Below are 21,114 nucleotides of genomic sequence, written 5' to 3' on the forward strand. Positions count from 1 at the left end.
ATGAACTCACGCATTCTTTGCCTGTTGTTCTTGCTGTGGCCGTTGCCCACTACGTATTCAACAGACTTCAGTGCCCAGTACAAACTGGCAGCTGGCGATGTGTTGCGCATTACCGTATTCGGTGAGCCGGACCTGAGCCTCGAGGAGATCCGTCTCAACGATGTCGGAACGTTTTCCTACCCATTTTTAGGTGAGATTGCCGCCAAAGGGTTAACCCCCCATCAGGTCGAAAAGATCATCGTCAACGGGCTCAAGCAAGGTTACCTGGTCGACCCCAAGGTTAGCCTGAGCCTGATCGCCTACCGCTCGTTCTACATCAATGGAGAAGTGCAGAAACCCGGCAGCTATCCGTTCGAGCCGGGGCTGACGCTGGAAAAAGCCATCGCCTTGGGCGGCGGCCTGACCGAGCGTGCCTCGATCAAGCGTGTGACCATCGTGCGCGGCGATGGCAGCCCCACACTGACCGACAAGGTCACGCGCAACACCGCTATTGCCCCCGGTGACACCATATCCATTGCACAAGGCTTTTTCTGATCATGGACAACAGCCCAAGCACATACGTTAATCGTCCACTTCAGTCGCATCTGCATCTGCAGCCTGGCGAAGAACAGGACACCATTGATTTTCTCAAACTGTGGAGGGTGATCTGGCGCGCCAAATGGAACATCGGATGCTTGATACTGCTTGGCTGTGCGCTTGCGGTGGCCGCGATGTCCATCATCACCCCACAGTACATCGGCAGCACCACCCTGTTGATCAAAGAAAAAACGCCACCGTTGTTGGCGTTCCAGCAAGTAACGGATTCAGGCTCCAGCACCGTCGATTACTTACAGACGCAACTGGCACTCCTGCAATCGCGGGACCTGGCCGAACGAGCGGTAAAAAAGCTGAACCTTACCACCCACCCGGTTACCGACCCACGCCAGCAACCGGAGTCATGGTTCACACCGCGAAAGTGGTTAGCAGACCTTGACCTTGACCAATGGCTGCCAGGACTTGGCTCTTTGATGCCAGTCCAGGCGGCACCCGCTGAAGAAGAAGTCTTTAATGCAGTCACGCAAAACCTAATGCGGCATACCAGAGTCAAATTCGTCGGCAAGAGCCAGCTAATCGAAATCGAAGTGGAGCTGCCCGACCCCGGCCTGGCTGCCGCTGCCGCCAATGCACTTGCCCAAGGCTTCATTGATAGCCAGTTCGACAGCAGTCTGAAGTCCTCGCAGACCACCACCAGCTGGATGAACACTCGCCTGATCGAGTTGCGCAATAACCTGCGCAGTGCCGAGAAACAGCTTCAGGCATACCGGGAAAAGCAAGGCTTGATCGACGTCGACGGTGTTGCCACCATCAGCGCCAACGAACTGGAAATGACCGGCAACCGCATGATCGATGCCCGCCGTAACCGGGCAGAAGCCGAGAGCCAATTCCGTCAGGTGCAAGCCCTGAGCAACGGCGACCTGAGCAGACTCTCCAGCGTCCCCGCCGTCTTGAGTAACCCTCTGGTACAACAATTCCAGGCTGAACAGGCCAAGGCACAAGCCAAGGTCGAGGAGTTGTCGAGCCGCTACGGTCCAAAACATCCGACCCTGCTCTCCGCTCGCTCCGAGCTGCGTACTGCCGCCGACAGCCTGCGACTGCAGGTACAACAGGTGGTTGCCGGCATCGAACGTGAATACCAGCTAACCCTGGCCAGTGAAGGCGCACTTCGTAAATCATTCAACAGCAACAAGGCGCAGCTACAGGACATTTCGCGCAAGGAGTTCCAGTTGCGTGAATTCCAGCGTGAGGTCGATAGCAGCCGCGCGCTGTATGAGACCTTCATCACCCGTTTAAAGGAAACCGCGGCCACGTCAGACATTGACTCAACCAAGGCGCGCATCGTCGACCCTGCGATTGTTCCTTTAGAAGCAAGCAAACCCCGTAAAACACTGATTGTCGCGATTGTCGCACTGGTGGCTGCGGTGATCGGCATAGCGCTGGCATTTCTGTTCGAAACCCTGAGCAACACCTTCAAGACCGACGAAATGATCGAAAGCTCGCTCAACGTACCACTGCTCAGCGTGGTGCCGCTGGTAACGAAGAAAACTCGCCGTCAACTGGCGCGGTTGTTCGACGACAACGCCCATCAACGCTTTTGCGAGACCATTCGCAACCTGCGTACTTGCCTGATGTTGCACGGCGGCGAAAAGCCGGCACAGGTGGTGCTGGTCACTTCGACGGTCGCAGGTGAGGGCAAAAGCACCATTGCCAACAATCTGGCATGCTCGCTCACCCCACTGGAACGTGTTCTGTTGATCGACGCCGACCTGCGCAAACCGACTCTTTCGCTGAACTTCGATTTTCCGGAAGACTGCCTGGGGTTGGCCAATGTCATTGCGGGCACTGCCCGGCTCGAAGACTGTATCCGTACCGTTGGTAATCTCGACATGCTGCCAGCCGGGAAGCTTTCGCTCCCCTCGCAGGATCCGCTCAATTTGCGGCGCTTGGCCCCATCGCTGGATCTGCTCGGTTCGCCGCGCCAGGCTCCTCCCCCGCTGGATCTGCTCAGCTCGCCGCGCGTGGCCCTCATACTTGAGGCGCTCAAATCGCGGTACCAGCACATTATTATCGACTCCCCTCCCGCCCAGGTAGTCAGTGACGCACTATTGCTGGCTAAACATTCGAACGCGGTAATCTACGTGGTCAAGGCCGAAAGCACCCCTATCAGCGAGGTGCAGAAGTGCCTCGCAATACTGCAGCAGAGCCACACGCCGGTGTTGGGTGTGGTGCTCAACCAGGTTGACCTGCGCAAGGCACGCAAGTACGGCTACCGCCATTCCGACACATTCTATAACTACGACTACCTGTCCAGGTAAAACCTGGAACCCGAGCCTGCTATAGCCCCCGTTCCAGCAATCAGCAAAACCTGCTTCACCTCAGCCGAGCTGCACACCAGCGTACGGGATGAAGTCATGCAGTACCCGACCGGCGCCGATGTATGACCCTAGAGGTTGAGCCGATGACACCGCTATATACCGCTCAAATGGCACACCGCCGAGGTTTGACCTTCTGGGGGCAGTGGCTGTGCGCATTCAGCCTGGTCAACCTGCTGCTGATGCTGCTCGTGTACTGGCGCGTCGGCAGCCTGAACAGTGAATACCGGGTTCTGATGATTCTCACTGTCTTCGGTTCGGTTCCGATCTACAGCGTCATGCAGGTTTACCACAAGCGTCATGGGCTGTTGGCGGGGCTCGGCCGGTTGATGGCCGGCTGGTTGATCTTGCTGGCCGTTCTGATCACCATCGCCTTCATAACCCAGACCAGCGCCATTTTTTCGCGTCAAGTGATCATCGTCTGGGCAGTGCTGGGTTACCTGATCCAGGCCGCCAGTTTTTTGCCCCTCCACTACCTGGCCCGACTGCATTCGCGCAAACTCTGCAACGAGCGCCGCTCAGTGATAATCGGCACCTGCCTGACCGCCCATAAACTGGCCAAGAAACTTTCCAGACCGAACCGCGTACCGGTACTGGGTTTCATCGCCGCCGCTGACAACACCGGCCCGGCCCCGAGCATTCTGCCGCTCCTGGGCCACGTCGACGAGATTCGCGAGATCATCACTCGCCTGCAAGTACGCCGCGTCTACATCGTCCTGCCGATGGCGCAAGCAGCAACCATTGAAGCCCTGTACATCGATCTGCTGGACATGAACGTCGACGTGGTCTGGATCCCTGATTTCGGCAGTATGTTGCTGCTCAACCAGTCGATCTCGGAAATAGAGCGAATGCCGGCCTTCTATCTCAATGAAAGCCTCATCAGTTCGCACCCCGGCAGCCTGCTCTGCAAGGAAATGTTCGAGCGCAGCCTGGCCGCCGTGGCCATTATTTTGCTCAGCCCGTTGCTACTGGTCGTTGCGGCAGCCGTCAAGCTCTCGTCACCGGGCCCGGTGTTATTCAAGCAAAATCGTCACGGTTGTAACGCTGAGGTGATCAAGGTTTGGAAGTTCCGTTCGATGCGCCTGCACAACGACAGCGAAGTGCGCCAGGCGACTCGCGAGGATGACCGTATCACCCCTGTTGGGCGCTTTTTGCGCCGTAGCTCCATCGACGAGCTGCCGCAGCTGTTCAACGTGCTGTTCGGCGAGATGGCCCTTGTCGGCCCCCGACCGCACGCCGTCACTCACAATATTTACTACACCGGCAAGGTGCGCGCCTACATGGCCCGTCATCGCCTCAAACCGGGAATCACCGGGTTGGCCCAGATCACCGGGCATCGAGGTGAGACCGAGACACTGGAAAAAATGCAGCAGCGCGTCGTCCAGGACCTCAACTACATCAACCAATGGTCGCTGTGGCTGGACATAAAGATTCTGCTCAAGACGCCGTTCACGCTGTTCTCGAAAAACACTTACTGATGTCGCGCCCAATCGTTTCAATCTCAAGAAACACCGAGGTGTTCTCATGAATGTGACCGTATTCGGCATCGGCTATGTCGGCCTTGTGCAGGGGGCTGTTCTGGCAGAAGTGGGCCACAATGTGATCTGCGTGGATGTCGATGTCGGCAAGGTGGAGGCGCTGAAGGACGGTACGCTGCCCATTCACGAGCCAGGCCTGGAGAATCTGGTACGCGATAACTACAAGAGCGGACGGCTACAGTTCAGTACTGACCTTGCTGGTGCTGTGCACCATGGCGATGTGCAGTTGATCGCCGTCGGCACTCCCCCCGACGAATATGGCTCGGCAGACCTCAAATATGTACTGAGCGTGGCTCAAACCATCGCTCTGAACATGCAGCGCCATCAATTCATCGTCGACAAATCCACGGTCCCGGTCGGCACGGGCGACCTCGTGCGCGCGCACATTGCCCAGGTGCTGGCGGACAACGACCGCAACAATCTGACCTTCGACGTAATCTCCAACCCGGAGTTTCTCAAGGAAGGTTGCGCGGTGGAGGACTGCATGCGCCCGGACCGGATCATCATTGGCACCGAGTGCAAGCGCGCTGAAGATGTCATGCGCGAACTGTACGAGCCGTTCAATCGCAACCGTGAAAAAATCATCGTCATGGATGTACGCAGCGCCGAGCTGACCAAGTATGCCGCCAACTGCATGCTGGCGACCAAGATCAGTTTTATGAACGAAATGGCCAGCCTCGCCGAGAAACTCGGTGCCGATATTGAAATGGTTCGCCACGGCATCGGCTCTGATCCACGCATTGGTTATCAATTTATCTATCCAGGTCTCGGCTACGGTGGCTCGTGCTTTCCCAAGGACGTGCGAGCAATGATTCATGCAGCCACAAGCGTCGACATTGACGCACGTGTGCTCAAGGCGGTCGAGTCGCGTAACAACGAACAAAAAACCACCCTGTTCAACAAGATTTTCAATCACTTCGACGGCGCTCTTCACGGCAAGACCTTCGCCCTGTGGGGCTTGAGCTTCAAACCCAATACCGATGACATGCGCGAAGCCCCAAGCCGAAGCTTGATGGAAGCCCTCTGGAGCGCCGGAGCCAGCGTCCAGGCATTCGACCCAAAAGCCATGGAAGAAGCCCAGCGTATCTATGGCTCGCGCGATGACCTGACCCTTACAGGCACCAAGGAAGCGGCACTCAGAAATGCCGATGCGCTGATCATCGTCACCGAATGGCAAGCGTTCCGTGCACCGGACTTCGACCTCCTTGGTCGGCTACTCAGGCAACCGCTGATTTTCGATGGGCGCAACCTTTTCGATCCGCGGCGCTTGAGACAACGCGGCTTTACATACATTTCAGTGGGGCGGCCCACTCGCTAAACGCCTGCATCAGTCACCTTTCGCTAAAGACCCCATGAAGCAATTTCATAAGGAGTCAGGCAATGATCACGCTGGAATTAATCGGGAATTACACACCGAGTTTGCTAGAAGCCAACAAGGCGTTTTCTTTCATTAATTTTGCGTCCATCGGCAGTTTTTTCGATCAGCCCCCGAGCACCATCGCCTATTTTTGCGACGGCATGCTGATGTCTACGTTCATGTCTCGGGTCACCGGCCGGCCTATCGGCCGGGTCAGCTTCGACTTCACGTCCATCGCCGACCCTGTATTCAACTGTGCCGAGAAACAAGGCAAGCGTGTGTATTTTGTCGGTGCCAGGCAAGACGAACTGGAGCTGTTCATCAATAAGATCGAGGACCGCTACCCGGCGTTGATTGTCGCAGGTCATCACCACGGCTACTTCGAGGCTCCGCAAGCCGCGTGCATTCACGCAGACATCTCTCGCAGCGAAGCGAACATCCTGATCGTCGGCCTGGGCGCCGGGCTTCAAGAACAGTTCGTGCAGGATGCCCTGCGCGCAGGCTTCACCGGTGTGGCATTCACCTGTGGCGGCTTCATTCGCCAGGAGGCCATGGCCACTCATCATTACTACCCTGAGCCGGTCAACCGCCTGCATCTGCGCGCGTTCTATCGAATGTACCGCGAACCGCACACCATCAAGCGCTACCTGGTCGACTATCCGAACAATTTTTTTCATCTAGTGGAGATGATCGTTCGGCGCGAAGTGGCCATCAACATCACACCCTGAGCGCTGGGTAATGACCATGCACATCCTATTTATCCTCAAGGACTTCAAGCCGGATGGTGGCGTCGAGCGAGTCCAGCAACGCCTGGCCAGGCAATTTCTCAAGGATGGCCAGCGGGTCGGTTTTTTCGTCATGAACGGCGATATTCCAGACGACGCAGGGGCTGCAACCCTCAATGGCGGCGGCAGTGGAATCGTCGGCCTGCTCAAGTCCATCGTACTGCTGCGCCAGATCATTCGCCGTGAGGGGGTGACCCACCTCATCGCCGCCAAGGAACAAGCCAACCTCTGCACCTGGTTTGCCACCTTGGGTAGTCCATGCAAGGTCATCTATACCCGCCACGCCGCACTAGATTGCAGCGAACAGAAGACCAGCCCCACCAGCCTGCGCCTGCTCTACGCGTTGTACCTGTGCGGCAATGGCAAGGTGGTGACGGTTTCCAATGGCCTGCGTCAGTCCCTCGCCGAATTTATGCCCTGGGGTCGCCAGCGCATCCGCTATTGCCCCAACGCGGTGGTTACCGAACAACTGCTCAGTGCCGCACAGGCGCCCTTGCTCACCGGCTTGCCTGCCGAGTACTGGTTAGGTGTGGGCCGGTTGGTGGAACTGAAGGGCTTCCACCTGATGCTCGACGCCTACGCCATGGCATTGCGCAGCAATGTGCTGCCCGATCTGGTGATCGCCGGCGACGGCCCGGAGCTCGCCGCGCTGACCTCACAGGCAGGCCGTCTGGGCATCGAGGGCCGTGTGCATTTCACCGGTTTCCTGAGTAACCCATACCCATTGATCAGGCATGCACGGCTGCTCGTCCTGAGTTCTTTGCGTGAGGGTTTGCCGACGGTACTGATTGAGGCCCTGGCGCTGGGTACATCAGTGCTGGCCTGTGACTGCGAAACCGGGCCCAGGGAGTTGCTTGATAACGGCCGCCTTGGCCGTCTGGTCAAAGTCAACGATGTAGCGGCGCTGGCCGAAGGGATGCGGCAAAGCCTGGCCTTGCATGACCAGGTTGCGCACAGCGAGCACGTTGTCGCCGATGCGGTCCGCCAGTACACCAGTCAGCATGCCGCGCAGGCGTACTACCAGGTATGGAACCAATGAAAAAGCTGCTGATTATTCTGCATGACTTGAGCGCCGGCGGGGCCGAAAAAATGATGGCGCGCCTCGCCGGTGCGCTGGCTGAAGCGGGCAATGACGTTACCTTACTGATGCTCACTGGCGGCGGCATAAACTCGGCGCACCTCGACCCACGAGTCAAAATGGTCGAATTGAACAGTGTGCGCAGCTCGAGTGCGGTGCCGGCACTGGCACGATTTCTTCGCAATAATCGCTTCGACGCGCAACTGGCTGCCCTCACCCATGTCAACGTGGTGGCCATCGCCGCTGCCGCGCTTTCAGGTACCCTGGCGCGCCTGCACGTCAGCGAGCGCAACGCGTTTTCCTACGACAAACACGTCAACCCCGCGTTGAGGGTGCGGGTCGCCTACCTGTTGGCACCGCTGCTGTATCGGCTCATCCCCAACCCGGTGATCTGTGTTTCGCGCGGCGTCGCCCAGGACCTGGTCGACACCACCATTACGCGCCGGCAGGACGTCACCATCGCCGACAATCCGGTACTCGACAACGACTTTCGCGACAAGCCGCCGGGACCTCCAAGCCACCGCTGGCTGCTGGAAAAATCCACCCCGGTGATTGTCGCCGTGGGTCGCCTGGCTCGGCAAAAAGGCTTTGACGTATTGCTCGCTGCATTCGCCCGGTTACCCGATTTCAGCACCCGATTGATTATTTTCGGCGAAGGCACCCTCAGAGCCCAGTTGCTCGAGCAGGCACACGCCCTGGGCGTGGCCGATCGGTTCGATCTGCCGGGCTATACCACTGATCCATTGGCGCAAGTGGCAGCGGCCGATTGCTTTGTGCTGTCGTCGCGTTTCGAGGGCAGTCCCAACGCGCTGGTCGAGGCCCTGTCCACTGGCACCCCGGTCGTAGCGACCCGCTGCCCCTATGGCCCGCAAGACATTCTCGACGATGGCGCGGTCGCCCCGCTGGTGGCCGTCGACGACCCCGCCGCACTGGCGCGGGCCATCACCCTGGAACTGACGTTGCCGCGTGATTCACATCGCCAGGCCCGCATCGATGCCGCTGCCCGCTTCGCCAGCGCCTGCGCGGCGAAAACCTATCTCGCCGCGTTGCTTGGGAGCCAGCCGTCATGAAAAAACTGGAAGTCAGGTATAGCACTCTGCGCGACGCCTTCACGCTGTTCGGGGTGCTGTTCTACTTCCAGCTGATCAGCTTTTTTCTCGGGCTGGGTGATGCGTCGAATCTGGGTGTCGCCGAAAAAGACCTCGAAGGCAATGTCGTCAACCAGATCTGCGGCCTGATCACCCTGCTGGTACCGCTGTTTTTCTTCATCCGCAACAAGGTCTTCACCCGCAAAAGCTTTTACTGGAACAACTTCTTTGTGCTGCTGTTCATGCTTTGCGTGGCAGTGTCGATCAGCTGGTCGAACGACCCTCTGTTGAGCTTCAAACGTTTCATTGCGATGATCAGCGTGGTGTTTTTTGCAGGTTTCATCGCCTATAACTACAGCATTGAAAAAATCGCTTTCATGCTCGGCTGTGTTATCGGCGCCACGGCGTTGATCGGGTTGATTTTCGCAGTGATAAGGCCGGACATCGCGTTCATTTCCGGCGGCATTCGCGATGGTGCGTTCAAAGGGATCTTCCCGGAAAAAAATGCCGGCGCACGGATCAATGCGATTGCCATTCTGTTACTCCTGCCGATGATCCGCCAGCGCAACCCCTGGGCCATGACCTACTCGCTGTTCTCTCTGGTCGCCATTGTGCTGGCCCAATCTGCCACAGCAATAGCGCTGATTTTTGCCGGCACGGTGAGCTACTGGTATTTCCTCACGCTGATCCGCTTGCGCATCAACCGCTCGCTGGCGGCGTTCTTCGGTACCACCATCGTCTACTTGCTGATCTGCCTGTTTCTATACGGCAACTACTCGCTGTTGCTGGGGGTGGTTGGTCGTGACCCGTCACTCACCGACCGCACGCTGATCTGGGACATTCTCACACCGATGATCGATGCCGAGTTCATCAAGGGCTACGGCTTCGGCGCCTTCTGGTCGAGCCGCAGCGCCGAGGCATTCATTACCCGCTGGGGCTACATCGGAAACGCCCACAGCGGCTACATGGAAACCTTGCTCAACGGCGGCGTCGTACAGTTGACGGCGCTGATCCTCATGCTGAGCGCAGCGCTGATCAAACAATATCGGGCCGTGACGTCGAACCAATCGGCACAGTTTCGCGTCAGCGCATTGGTGATCATCGGTTTGTTCATCGTCACCAACTATGTGGCGTACGTGATTCCCAACTACCGATCCGCGGAATTTTTGGTGTTCTGCACCCTGGCCCTGTCCTTTCGGCATCACCACACGACATACCCCGAGTTGTCACCGGCAACCCTGCGTCAGCGTCCGTCTGGCAGGGCATTACCGCGCGATTCAGCCAAGGCGTAACAAAAGGAGAAACACCCGTGCCAGACCAAGCCCCCCCTTTACCGCATTCAGTGTGCGTCGTGATCCCGATGTACAACGGCGCCGACAGCATTGAGCAAACACTGGCATCCCTGGTCGGGCAAACCCGACTGCCCGATCACGTCATCGTCATCGACGATGGTTCCACCGATGACGGACCACAACGGGTCAAAGACTTCGCGGCGCCGTTTCGCCTGACGCTGTTGCAGCAAGCCAACGAAGGCCAGGCCAGCGCCCGCAACCACGGATTGCGGCACACTCAAGAGACTTTTGTGGCGTTGCTCGATGCCGATGACCAATGGCGTCCGCAAAAGCTGGAGCTACAACTGGCACTGTATGACGAACTCAGTCGTCAGGGACGGCCGGTGGGGCTGATCGACTGCTATGCGCAGATCAATTACAGCGACGGTAGGCGGCAAGTGGACAACCGGCGCAAGAACGGCAGGCATTTCTACGATTTCATCCACGCCAACGTCGTCAATGGCGTATCCACCGCGCTGGTCAAGCGCGACGTGATCATGCAACTCGGCGGCTTCGATGCCAGCCTGCGTTACTCCGAAGACCGCTTCATGTGGACCCGAATCGCCGAACACTGGGAGATCCACACGGTGCCACAGGTGCTGCTGGAGCGCACGGTCAACAGCGGCAACATGACCGCACAACCGAAAAAGTACTACCAGAACAAGATCAGGTTCATCGAAGTGTACCTCGCCCGCTATGGCACGCAGCTAAGCAAGCAGCAACAGATCGATTTCGTGCTGGGCAACCACACCGACTTTCTCAATGCATTTTCCCGACGCGGCGAGCATGCCCAGGTGATCGACGTATACCGGCGAATGCTGGAATATTCCTGGCAAGCACTGATCTTCGCCAACGGCAAACCGACATTGCGCTGCCTCTATGCATGCGCCCGATCATTGCGCAAGGCAACTGCGTCACCCACCGTTCATTGAACCGGCATCCGCCATGGCCAATCACCGTCTGGTTACATTGATCTGGATCTTCACCGAGAAATTCGGCCTGATCTTCCTGTCGATGATTACCTTTGTCGCGTATGCCAGGCTGCTGTCGCCCGCAGAGTTGGGTGTGGGCATGGTCATCATTGCCATCGTCGAGTTGATCGGCCTGGTTTATTCATCGGTTCTGGAAGACCCGCTGGTACGACTCGAGCGGCTGGAGGACAAACACATCACCACGGCCTTCTGGGCGGCGGTACTCGTCAGCCTGGCGTCCATCGTCGTCATCTCGGGCGCGGTGATTCTGTACACGCCCGACCCGGTGCTGCAATGGATGACGGCGGTGGCTTCGGTGAAAATCCTGTTCACCATGATGGCGCGGGTCTATGTGGCGCAAATGCGCCGTAGCGGCAACTTCAGGGTGCTGGCGTCGCGCACGTTACTGGGCAAGGTGTGTGGCGGCGTCGGCGGCATCGCTGTCGCGCTTTGGGGGTTGGGGGCCTGGGCGGTCATTGCCCAGGCACTGATCATGGAGTTCGTGTCCATCATCGTATTGATGCGCGCAGACCCGCGACGCATTGCCTTTTATATTGACGGCCCGTTCTTGCGCGAACTATTGAAGGCCGGCGCACCGGTTGCCGTCAACGCGCTGAGTTCGCAAACGCTACAGCGCGGGGTCAACGTGGTCTTGGGCATGACGGCCGGCACCAACGCGGTTGGCATGTTCAACATGGCGATGCGCATCATCGATCTGCCGCGTACGGCGATCTATCACGGTCTGATGAGCTATGCGCTGCCGGTGTTTGCCCGGCGCAGCGCCGATCCATCACGGTTGCGCGCGATCATCAGCGATTCGACCGCCGTCAGCGGCTTCCTGCTGACGCCCCTGTTCATCGGCATCGCACTCACGGCGCACGACCTGATCCTGTTGATCTTCGGCGCCAAATGGACCGAGGCCATTCCCCTGTTGCAAGTGCTTGCGTGCACGGCAGCCATCGGCAATACCGCCATGTACGCCACGACCGCACTGGTCGCGGTCAATCGCAGCCACCTGACCATCAAGGCCGAAGTGGCAACCACGGTACTGGCACTGGCGCTGGTCTATAGCTTCGGCAGCCTCTATGGCGGCATGGCCGCCGCCCTGGTCCTGCTGGCCCGGATGGCGATCATCACGCCACTGCAGATCCTAGGGTTGAACAGCGCAATCGGCTATGGTTGGCGGCTGTTTTTCGCAACCAACTATCGCAGCGTGATTGCCTCGCTCGTCATGGCAGCGATCGTCCTGATGGTTTCTTCCCGGTTAGGTTTTCAAGGCTACCTGCACCTGATCTGCAGCATCGTGGTTGGCGCGCTGAGTTATGCCGTGGCGTATAGCGTAATGCACCCGCGCTGGCCGCAAGAATTCAAATCGGTTTTCACCGCCCGCTGAGTTCAGTGGCGCAACGCCTCCCTCAGTGAATTCCGGACACCCCCGAAAACAACCTTTCTCCTGCCCGTATTCCCCTGACTCGTGCAACCTCCTTGTGACAGGAACGCCTCATCATGCGCAAAACCACCCTGATAACTGGCGGGGCCGGTTACATCGGCTCCCATACAGCCCTGACCCTCATTGACGCCGGCCAACCCGTGCTGGTGCTCGATAATCTGTGTAACAGCTGCCGAGAGTCGCTCGCGCGTCTGGAGCGACTGACCCATACGCGGGTCGACTTCATCGAGGGCGATATTCGCAACACGAACTTGCTCGACGACATTTTCAGCCGCTACGACATTGATGCCGTGGTGCATTTTGCCAGCTTCAAATCCGTGGAAGAAAGCCTTCGAAAACCGTTGGAGTATTACGCCAACAATGTTGCCGGCACGCTCAATCTATGCCAGGCCATGGCCCGTTCTGAAGTATTCAAGCTGGTGTTCAGCTCGTCGGCCACCGTCTATGGCGAACCCACCCAGATACCGATCGGCGAAGACCTGGCCACCGGCAAACCGATCAATCCATACGGGCGCACCAAGCTGATGATCGAAGAGTTGCTCACCGACCTGTCCGTGTCCGATCCACGCTGGAGCATCGCTCTATTGCGCTACTTCAACCCGATTGGCGCCCACGAAAGCGGGCTGATCGGGGAAGACCCGAACGGCAGGCCCAACAACCTGCTGCCTTGCCTGACGCAGGTCGCGATTGGCCGGATACCCGAACTCACAGTGTTCGGCAATGACTATCCCACCGTCGACGGTACCTGTGTGCGCGACTATGTCCATGTGGTCGACCTTGCCGATGGCCATCTCAAAGCGCTGCAGGCGTTGCAGCGCAGTAGCGGCATCCACATCTGGAACCTGGGAACAGGCATTGGCTACAGCGTGCTGCAGATAATCCACAGCTTCGAGGACGTTACCGGTATTACCATCCCCTACCGATTCGCCCCGCGCCGCGCCGGCGATATCGCCGAATGCTGGGCCGACCCCAGCAAGGCAGGGCGTGATCTGGGCTGGTGCGCGCAGCGCGACCTGATGCAGATGATCGTCGACACCTGGCGATGGCAGTCGAGTAACCCGCATGGCTACCGCTCCCAACCCGAATTACTGGCCTTGATGCGGTAACGCACAATGACCTTAGCCTGAGTCTGATCGCCTACCGTTCGTTATACATCAATGGAGAAGTGCAGAAACCCGGCAGCTATCCGATGGCCTGGTACCGAGAACATTGCCCATCGTTGCCGCCGAAAGCGCAACATTCCTAGTGACAGCATCGTGCTCAACGGCGTACCTGCCAACGCAATTTCCGAGGAGAAAAGCACGTGTCAAACGACATCTACCAGTCGGTATGTGTAGTCATTCCGATGTACAACGCCGCTGCCACCATTCAAAAGACGCTGGAGTCGCTGAGCCATCAATCCCGGCTGCCCGATAACGTTATCGTGATCGATGATGGTTCCACCGATCCTGGTCCGCAAATTGTCAGGGACTATGCCGCGCCCTTCCCCCTGACGCTATTGCAGCAGGCCAATGAGGGGCCGGGCAGCGCGCGGAACAGGGGCATCTTGCGTGCCAAAGAAACCTTTATTGCATTCCTCGATGCCGATGACCAATGGCATCCACAAAAACTGGAAAAGCAGTTGGCGCTCTATGCCGAACTCTGGCGCCTGGGGCACCCGGTCGGGCTCATCGATTGCTACCAGATGAGCGAGTTCAGCGACGGAACCCGGCAGCTGGAAGATCGACGCAAGGGCGGCAAGCACTTCAGCGATTTCATCTACCGCAACGTAATCAATGGTACGTCCGGTGTGGTGGTGGTGCGCGAGGTCATTGTGGCCCTGGGCGGTTTCGATCCGTCCATTCACTTTGCCGAAGACCGCTTGCTATGGACGCGGATCGCCGAGCGCTGGGAGATTCACACGATGCCGCAGGTACTGATTACGCGCGGGGTAGATCGCGGCAACATGACCGCGCAACCGCACAAATACTACCCGCACAAAGTCAAATTCATCGAGCTATACCTCGCACGCTACGGCGCGCAGCTAAGCAAGCAGCAACGGATCGATTTCGTGCTGGGCAACCACACCGACTTTCTCAATGCGTTTTCCAGACTCGGCGAACATGCGCAGGTGATTAGGGTGTTCAGACAGATGCTTGAGCATTCCTGGCAAGCGCTGATCTTCGCCAACGGCAAACCGATCCTGCGCTATCTCTATGCGTGCCTGAAAACATTGCGCAAGGCCCCCTGAGTCGACTGCAATCCATCGATCGCAGAGCCCTCATTCTTTCCTTGCGCCTGGAAGACAACCACATCTGGCTGGTTCGCGCAGCGCGACCTGATGCAGATGATCGTCGACACCTGGCGATGGAGTCGAGTAACCCGCATGGCTACCGCTCCCAACCCGAATTACTGGCCTTGATGCGGTGACGCGCAAGTTCTCCATTGCACCCAGGGGATGCACATGCTCAGGGATTTTTTGCTGGTAGGCCTATTGGCATCGATTGCCTGTTACGCGATCGCAGCCCCTGCTCCCCGTCCGCTCGCCACCGGTCTGGTGCTGTGGCTCGATGCTGCCGACTCGTCGAAAATGACCCTCGACGCTCAGAACCGTCTCCAGCGGTGGCACGACAAGTCCGGCAAGTCCAACGACGCAACCGTAGACGATGCTGCAGTCGCCTCGCGCCCGCAACGGGTGGCAAACGCCATGAATGGCCACTCGGTGGTGCGTTTGGCTGGTGCTTCGGCGTTTCTTGGCAAGACGATCCGCGCCGCAAAAGGCCCTGTTACCGTATTGATCGTCTCACGTCGACTGACCGAGCAAGCCGGCGGCGACACCTGGCAGCGGCTGTTCAGCTCGCGCCCGCAGATCGCCGATAACGACAACGTGGCACCGAATTTCGGCATTAGCGTGCAACAGCCCAGCGCCTACGATTCGACCCTTTCCTTCCTGGAGCTCAACGATGTGCCCATAGGCCCCTACGCGGTGGGGCGAAACGTGGTCGGCAGCTCTGAACATCTGCGCGGCGACATCGCGGAAGTCCTGGTGTACGACCGTCCCCTGGTCTCCCAGGACGAGCGCCAAAGCGTGTTTCAGTACCTGGCGGACAAATGGTCCGTCGCCATCCCCAAGCAAGCCAATTCCTGGACCCGCGTCGGCCCGCTGGGCAGCGTACCGAAACAGACCAACGTCAATCTGCCGCTGTCCGATCAGGCCAATAGCGGCCAATGGATTCTGGACCGGCAGTTTTCCGACGACTTCGACGGCGCTGCCCTTGATGCCAGCCGCTGGCACGTCAACAATGCCATGGGCACCGAGTCACTCGGTCGTAAACCGGCGCTGTTCACGCCGAACAATGCGACCGTAAACAATGGCAACCTGAATATCTTCTTCCGTAAGGAAATCTTGCCGGACAAGTACGTCCGCCTGGGCTACAAGGACTACACCTCAGCGATGGTCCGCACTATCGAGCGCAGTGCTTACGGCTACTACGAGGCCCGCGCCAAGCCCATGAACTCGGCCGGCTCCAGCGCGTTCTGGCTAGCGTGGACAGGGCTTGCCGACAACGCCACGGAAATCGACATATTCGAAATCGGCGGCAAGACCAAAAACGGCGCCTTCGACCGCCTGTACAACATGAACGCCCACGTTTGGGCCACGCCACAGAGTACCGAGCATTTAAGCGATGGCAGCAACTGGATCAGCCCATGGCGCCTGGCAAGCACATTCCACGTCTACGGCTTTGACTGGCAACCCGACACCCTGCGCTGGTACGTCGACGGGGTACTGGTCAGGGAAGCGAAGAACACCCACTTCTTCTTCCCGATGCAGATCGTCTTTGACAGCGAAGCCATGTGGAATTGGTTCGGCGTGGTCGACGATGCCGACCTGCCCTCCACCTTCAGGGTCGATTACCTCAAGGTGTGGCGACGTAGTAGATAGCCTGGACTGGCCCATCCGTAATCGACCCGGAGTGGTCCCTGGTGAATAGCAGAAAATAGCAGTTTTCCTTCCAGTCACCAGGCCGTTAAAGAGGGTCAGGAATGCTCGTGGCCATTTGCGCAATGCGCTACGAATAGCCGATTTCGCTGAGGTCGATAGCCACCAGCAACTCATCCTTGACGGCCTGCCCGTCCGCCCCGCGCCGATAGGCCCGTCGCTTGCCGGGCATGCGCAGCCCCTGCACTTCTACGTAGTCATGAACGTACTGGGCGGCAGGCAGGCCACCACTCACATCCACGTTGTAGTCGTGGCGACGAAGCAGGTAGTCCTCGCCGAAATAGAAATCCTGTTCCACACAGTGGGTAGCGATGCTCTCGGGAAAGCGCACCCGCAGCCGGCGCCATAGCTGGGCCCCCTCTTGCCAGGGCGCGATCTCCTCGGTATCGACACCCGGCAAGGTGAACAGGAAGGGCATGGTCAGGTAGGACCAGAGCGCATAACCGTTGAAGTACGCCCGCTGAAGTGGATCCCAGGGGGTCGTCTCCCCGTGGCCACGAAAGGACTCCCGTGGCGCCAGGCGTTCGGCCACCACCTGCCCGTCAGTCTTTTCGATGGCGATTCGATCCGACGTGAAGGCGGTAAGCTGATCAAGCGCCCCGAAAGGCATCACCGAGGCTCTCTGCTCATGCAACCAGACGGTCATCTGGCGTGGTGTGCTGTCCTGCGTCAGCCCTTTCATGCCCCACAGCAAGCCGCCGGTCACCAGGGTGGCGCGAACGGTGCTGAAGCTGTTCCAGCGTTCGAGGCCACCATGGGCGATCAGTACCTGCTCCAACAGGTCACGCTTGTGCTCATTCATGGTTATAGCTCTGTTCTTTCTGAGTGGGTCTGAAACAGGAGTTCGACATAAAGGCTGTCGAATCCCCGCCCCATTTCACCTCAGACCGCAGGCTCAAGGGTTAACCTGATACCCCCGCCCCTGCAGGCAACTGGTATAAGCCGTGGCACTGGTCGTCGCACTGGTGTTGCGCTGCTCCCGGCGTTCCTGACGCTGGCGCGCACCACCCACCACGGCTCCAGCCGCTGCGGTTTCCCGGGCGCGATTCTGGCGATAGTCCTGCTTCACGTCGTCATCGACACGATCATAAAACTCGTCATGCTGACGTCCTCGGACCTGCGCCCCAGCCGCCCCGGCAGCGGCGCCAACGGCAGCGCCACGAAGCCTGCCCCCGGAAGGAGGCGGCGCGGTCGCGGAGCTCTGGCTGGCAGCCACGGCTTGACAGTCGGTGATGTCCAGCTGGATTTGCTGCGAAGTCTGGCCCTTCATGGGCACAACCGTTTCCGCCCAGCCCTGGGAGCAGGCAAGCGACAAGGTGAGGCACAGACTTATGGACGATAACCTATTCATGAAAACCTCCGACAAGGCCCAGCGCCAGTCTCGTATTTATTCAAGGTCAGACTTGTTTCCCCTTTCTATCACATCGTCCGCCCAGCTAATGGCCGCAATGACGGTCGGGAAACCAATGGTGCTGGTCAGTGAGATCAGCGCGTGATGGATCTGCTCTGTGCTGGCGCCTGCTTCCAGCGCCCGTCGGGTGTGACTGTGCACCGCGCCCTCGGAGCGGATAGCCGCCGCGGCGCCGAGCTGGATCAGCTGGACGACTTGCTCGTCCAGCGGGCCCGCATGGCGCACCGCGGCACCCAGGGCATCCACAGCGACAAAGTAATCCGGGTGTTGTTGTTTGATACGTTGGTAGGTGATGCGCGCGCTCTTGCTTCCCATCTTTGTCTCCTCGAGTTGCAGGTGTGATTCAGTTCTCGCCCTTCACTCCAGGCAGCGCTCTACGAGCTGCGCGGCGCTGGTTACAGGGCCTTGGCAGGTGCGGTTGCGGCAAACATAGGCGCAGGTTTGTTCGGCGAGCGTCTGCTGGCCAACGCCGATGGGCACATCCTCGGCAAAAGCCAGGACACGGGCCGGCAGGTAGCGCCGCTGCAGACGCGCCACCAAGGCGCTGGCGGTGGCACGAATGCCTGCGATGACGATGCTGATCGGGCCATGCTGGACAAAGTCCTGCGCTGCCAGCAGATGGGCGAAGCCGAACGGATTCTGCGCGGCGGCGGCGCGGTACATGGCAAACACCTGCTCGGCACGCTCGCGGTACAGCTCACGGCCGGTCAGCTCAAAGAGTCGCAGGAATGCGAACACGCTGGTCGAGGTGCCCGACGGCCAGGCATTGTCCTGGGGCGCCCGTGGCCGGTGCACCAGCGGCTCGCCATCGCTGGGGGTGAAATAGAGTCCACCGTCTTCCCAGAATTTCTCGATAATCTGCTCGACCAGCTGGGTGGCGCGTTCGAGATAACGCTGCTCGAAGTCGCACTCGTAGAGATCGAGTAAGGCGTTGGCGAGGAAGGCGTAGTCCTCGAGAAAGCCTGGAACCTTTGCCGTGCCCTCCCGCCAGGCCCGGTACAAGCCACCCTCGGGAGTCGAGAGATGGTCCAGAATGAAATCGGCGGCGCGCCGCGCGGCGTCCAGGTGGGTCGTGGTGCCGGTCGCCTGATAGGCGGCGCAGAGACCCTGGATCATCAATGCGTTCCAGCTAGTAAGGATGTTCTCGTCACATCCCGGACGAACGCGTCGGGCCCGCGCTGCCAACAACTTGTCGCGCAGGCCCGCCAGTTGCACTTGTTGCTCCGGGTCCAGTGCGGCTGCGCAATGCAGCACAGTGCTGCCATGCTCGAAGTTGCCGCTGGCGCTTACACCGTAGGCCCGACAGGCCAGTTCGGCGTCCGGCTCGCCGAGGACGGCCTGCATCTGCGCGGGTGTCCACACATAGAACTTGCCTTCTTCACCCTCGCTGTCGGCGTCCTCGCTGGCGTAGAAACCGCCCTCCGGGTGCGTCATGTCACGTAAGCAGTACTCGATCGTCTCCTCGAACACCCGTCGCCAGGCAGGCTTGCCGGTTGCGCGATAGGCGTCGGCATAGAGTTTCACCAACTGGCCGTTGTCGTAGAGCATCTTTTCGAAATGCGGTACGGCCCAGCGCTCATCCACGCAGTAGCGGGCGAAACCGCCGCCCAGGTGATCGTAGAGCCCACCGGCGGCCATCTGATCCAGGGTCAGCTCCAGGGAGTGCAGCAAGTCCGGCTCGCGCAGGCGCTGATAGACACGCAGGACCAGATCATGGCAGGCCACGTTGGGAAACTTCGGTGCGTTGCCCAGGCCACCGTGCACCGGGTCGGTGTTCCTGGCAAACAACCGGGCGGCGGCGGCCGGCTGGTCTGGATCCAATGGCGTGTCGCCCTCGAGCATTTGCGTGTCCATGGCGCGATATCCCTGGAGGAACTGTTCGACGTTCTGCCGCAGCGCTTCGCGGTTAGTTTGCCAGGCCTCGCTCACCCCGAGCAGGAGCTGGCTGAATCCAGGCCGACCATAGCTCTCCTGCGGCGGGAAGTAGGTGCCGCCGAAGAACGCCTCGCGCTGTGGCGTGAGGAACACCGTCAATGGCCAACCGCCGCCCTGCCCCAGCATCTGGACGATTTTTTGGTAAATGTCGTCAAGGTCAGGCCGCTCCTGGCGATCGACTTTGATATTGATGAAGTGCTCGTTCATCAGCCGCGCAACCTCTGGATCCTCGAACGACTCGTGGGCCATCACGTGGCACCAGTGGCAGGCGGCGTAACCCAGCGACAGATGGATGGGTTTGTTCTCGTCGAGCGCACGCTGGAACGCCTCCTCGCCCCAGGGATACCAATCGACGGGGTTCTCTGCGTGCTGGCGCAGATAGGGCGAAGTTTCTTTGGCGAGTCGATTGCTCATGGCTGGCTCCTCACAATGGGCTCCTCACAATAGGCCAAGTTGCAGACGGGCGGCATCGGACATGCGGCTTTGATCCCAGGGCGGCTCCCAGACGATTTCCACCTCGACCTGGCTGACTCCGGGAATGCTCTGGACCCTGACGCGCGCATCCTCCTTCAATAGGTCCCCCATCCCGCAACCGGGCGCGGTCATGGACATCTTGATCTCGACGCGCTGGCTGCCGTCGGCGAGCGGCGAAGCTTGGCATTGGTAGATCAGCCCGAGATCGACCACATTGACCGGAATCTCCGGGTCGTAGACGGTGCGCAGCATGTCCAGCACCTGCTGGATGTCGAAGGCGCCGCTGAGCGCCGGCTGGGGCTGGGGCTGAGACTGGCGAGCCTTCAGCCCCAGGGCATCGGCGTCCTCGGCGGCGATCCGTGCCAGCCGGCCGCCGGCGATCTGCACCGTGATGCTGCCACCAAGTGCCTGGGTCACCAGCACGCGCTCGCCGCGCATAAGCTGCAGCCGGTCGCCATGGGGAATCAGGGTCGCCGCGCAGTCCCGCGTGAGCTCGATCGGTTGGGGATGGCCAGGCTGGTTCGGGTTGTCGAAACGAAAGCCGGCGCCCTGCAGTTCATACGCAAAGTCGATCGACAGGCCATCGGCTCGCCCTGCGCTGGCGGGATCGAGCAGCAGCCTGATGCCGTAGTCGGTTTCGACGACGATATCGCCCTCGACGCCGGGCTCGAACAGAAACTCATGGGCGAAGCCCTCGTCGATCCTGAGTCGCACCGAGTCCGCGCTGCCATCCGCCAGGGCGGCACCGAGGATTTGCTGCGCCGAGTCGCTGAGGCGGATGTTGGGGATGGCTGGATCGGCTGTCATG

Annotated in this window: 18 protein-coding genes; 13 read left to right on the forward strand and 5 right to left on the reverse strand. The window is 59.4% G+C overall.

The genetic code is table 11. The features are described from left to right. From ACA064_RS16085 to ACA064_RS16145, 13 genes are all read left to right on the forward strand, one after another. Positions 1-534: a polysaccharide biosynthesis/export family protein gene (locus ACA064_RS16085; RefSeq protein WP_497668993.1), complete on the forward strand. Its 534-nt coding sequence runs from the start codon at positions 1-3 to the stop codon at positions 532-534. 2 nt (positions 535-536) lie between these two features. Beyond that, positions 537-2,852, forward strand: a complete 2,316-nt coding sequence (locus ACA064_RS16090; protein WP_497668994.1) for a GumC family protein — start codon at positions 537-539, stop codon at positions 2,850-2,852. Between the two features lie 143 nt (positions 2,853-2,995). Next, positions 2,996-4,387: an undecaprenyl-phosphate glucose phosphotransferase gene (locus ACA064_RS16095; protein WP_497674258.1), complete on the forward strand. Its 1,392-nt coding sequence runs from the start codon at positions 2,996-2,998 to the stop codon at positions 4,385-4,387. A gap of 46 nt (positions 4,388-4,433) precedes the next feature. Beyond that, positions 4,434-5,765 carry a UDP-glucose dehydrogenase family protein gene (locus tag ACA064_RS16100; protein WP_497668995.1) on the forward strand — a complete coding sequence of 444 codons (1,332 nt, stop codon included), beginning with the start codon at positions 4,434-4,436 and terminating at the stop codon, positions 5,763-5,765. Between the two features lie 62 nt (positions 5,766-5,827). Next, on the forward strand, positions 5,828-6,532 hold the full coding sequence (locus tag ACA064_RS16105) for a WecB/TagA/CpsF family glycosyltransferase (protein WP_497668996.1): 705 nt from the start codon (positions 5,828-5,830) through the stop codon (positions 6,530-6,532). Positions 6,533-6,548: 16 nt separating this feature from the next. Continuing rightward, the gene (locus ACA064_RS16110; protein WP_497668997.1) at positions 6,549-7,628 is read left to right on the forward strand and encodes a glycosyltransferase; all 1,080 of its coding nucleotides are present in this window, start codon (positions 6,549-6,551) and stop codon (positions 7,626-7,628) included. Then, positions 7,625-8,737 (forward strand): glycosyltransferase, encoded by a 1,113-nt coding sequence (locus ACA064_RS16115; protein ID WP_497668998.1) that lies wholly within the window; start codon positions 7,625-7,627, stop codon positions 8,735-8,737. The genes ACA064_RS16110 and ACA064_RS16115 overlap by 4 nt, the downstream gene beginning before the upstream one ends. Then, positions 8,734-10,047: an O-antigen ligase family protein gene (locus ACA064_RS16120; RefSeq protein WP_497668999.1), complete on the forward strand. Its 1,314-nt coding sequence runs from the start codon at positions 8,734-8,736 to the stop codon at positions 10,045-10,047. Before ACA064_RS16115 ends, ACA064_RS16120 begins: the two co-directional genes overlap by 4 nt. Positions 10,048-10,064: 17 nt before the next feature. Further along, positions 10,065-11,018 (forward strand): glycosyltransferase family 2 protein, encoded by a 954-nt coding sequence (locus tag ACA064_RS16125; protein WP_497669000.1) that lies wholly within the window; start codon positions 10,065-10,067, stop codon positions 11,016-11,018. A 13-nt stretch (positions 11,019-11,031) separates the two neighbouring features. Further along, positions 11,032-12,450 (forward strand): oligosaccharide flippase family protein, encoded by a 1,419-nt coding sequence (locus ACA064_RS16130; RefSeq protein WP_497669001.1) that lies wholly within the window; start codon positions 11,032-11,034, stop codon positions 12,448-12,450. Positions 12,451-12,563: 113 nt separating this feature from the next. Then, entirely contained in the window at positions 12,564-13,613 is a 1,050-nt protein-coding gene (gene galE, locus ACA064_RS16135; protein ID WP_497669002.1) for a UDP-glucose 4-epimerase GalE, read from the forward strand. A 197-nt stretch (positions 13,614-13,810) separates the two neighbouring features. After that, positions 13,811-14,737, forward strand: coding sequence for a glycosyltransferase (locus ACA064_RS16140; RefSeq protein ID WP_497669003.1), 927 nt, complete (start codon positions 13,811-13,813; stop codon positions 14,735-14,737). A 213-nt stretch (positions 14,738-14,950) separates the two neighbouring features. After that, on the forward strand, positions 14,951-16,429 hold the full coding sequence (locus ACA064_RS16145) for a family 16 glycosylhydrolase (RefSeq protein ID WP_497669004.1): 1,479 nt from the start codon (positions 14,951-14,953) through the stop codon (positions 16,427-16,429). 127 nt (positions 16,430-16,556) lie between these two features. Here ACA064_RS16145 and ACA064_RS16150 read toward each other — a convergent pair whose 3' ends face one another. The 5 genes from ACA064_RS16150 to sufT all read right to left on the reverse strand — a co-directional run bounded on the left by ACA064_RS16150 (position 16,557) and on the right by sufT (position 21,113). Continuing rightward, complete coding sequence (locus ACA064_RS16150; protein WP_497669005.1) at positions 16,557-17,288, reverse strand: hypothetical protein; 732 nt, start codon at positions 17,286-17,288, stop codon at positions 16,557-16,559. A 93-nt stretch (positions 17,289-17,381) separates the two neighbouring features. After that, the gene (locus tag ACA064_RS16155) at positions 17,382-17,837 is read right to left on the reverse strand and encodes a hypothetical protein (RefSeq protein WP_497669006.1); all 456 of its coding nucleotides are present in this window, start codon (positions 17,835-17,837) and stop codon (positions 17,382-17,384) included. A 36-nt stretch (positions 17,838-17,873) separates the two neighbouring features. Beyond that, positions 17,874-18,212, reverse strand: a complete 339-nt coding sequence (locus ACA064_RS16160) for a carboxymuconolactone decarboxylase family protein (protein ID WP_497669007.1) — start codon at positions 18,210-18,212, stop codon at positions 17,874-17,876. 42 nt (positions 18,213-18,254) lie between these two features. Next, the gene (locus tag ACA064_RS16165) at positions 18,255-20,246 is read right to left on the reverse strand and encodes a thioredoxin domain-containing protein (RefSeq protein ID WP_497669008.1); all 1,992 of its coding nucleotides are present in this window, start codon (positions 20,244-20,246) and stop codon (positions 18,255-18,257) included. A gap of 24 nt (positions 20,247-20,270) precedes the next feature. Continuing rightward, a complete protein-coding gene (gene sufT / locus ACA064_RS16170; RefSeq protein WP_497669009.1) occupies positions 20,271-21,113 on the reverse strand; it encodes a putative Fe-S cluster assembly protein SufT in 843 nt (280 codons plus the stop codon). Between the last annotated feature and the right edge of the window lies 1 nt (position 21,114).

The organism is Pseudomonas sp. LBUM1658 (assembly GCF_059716055.1).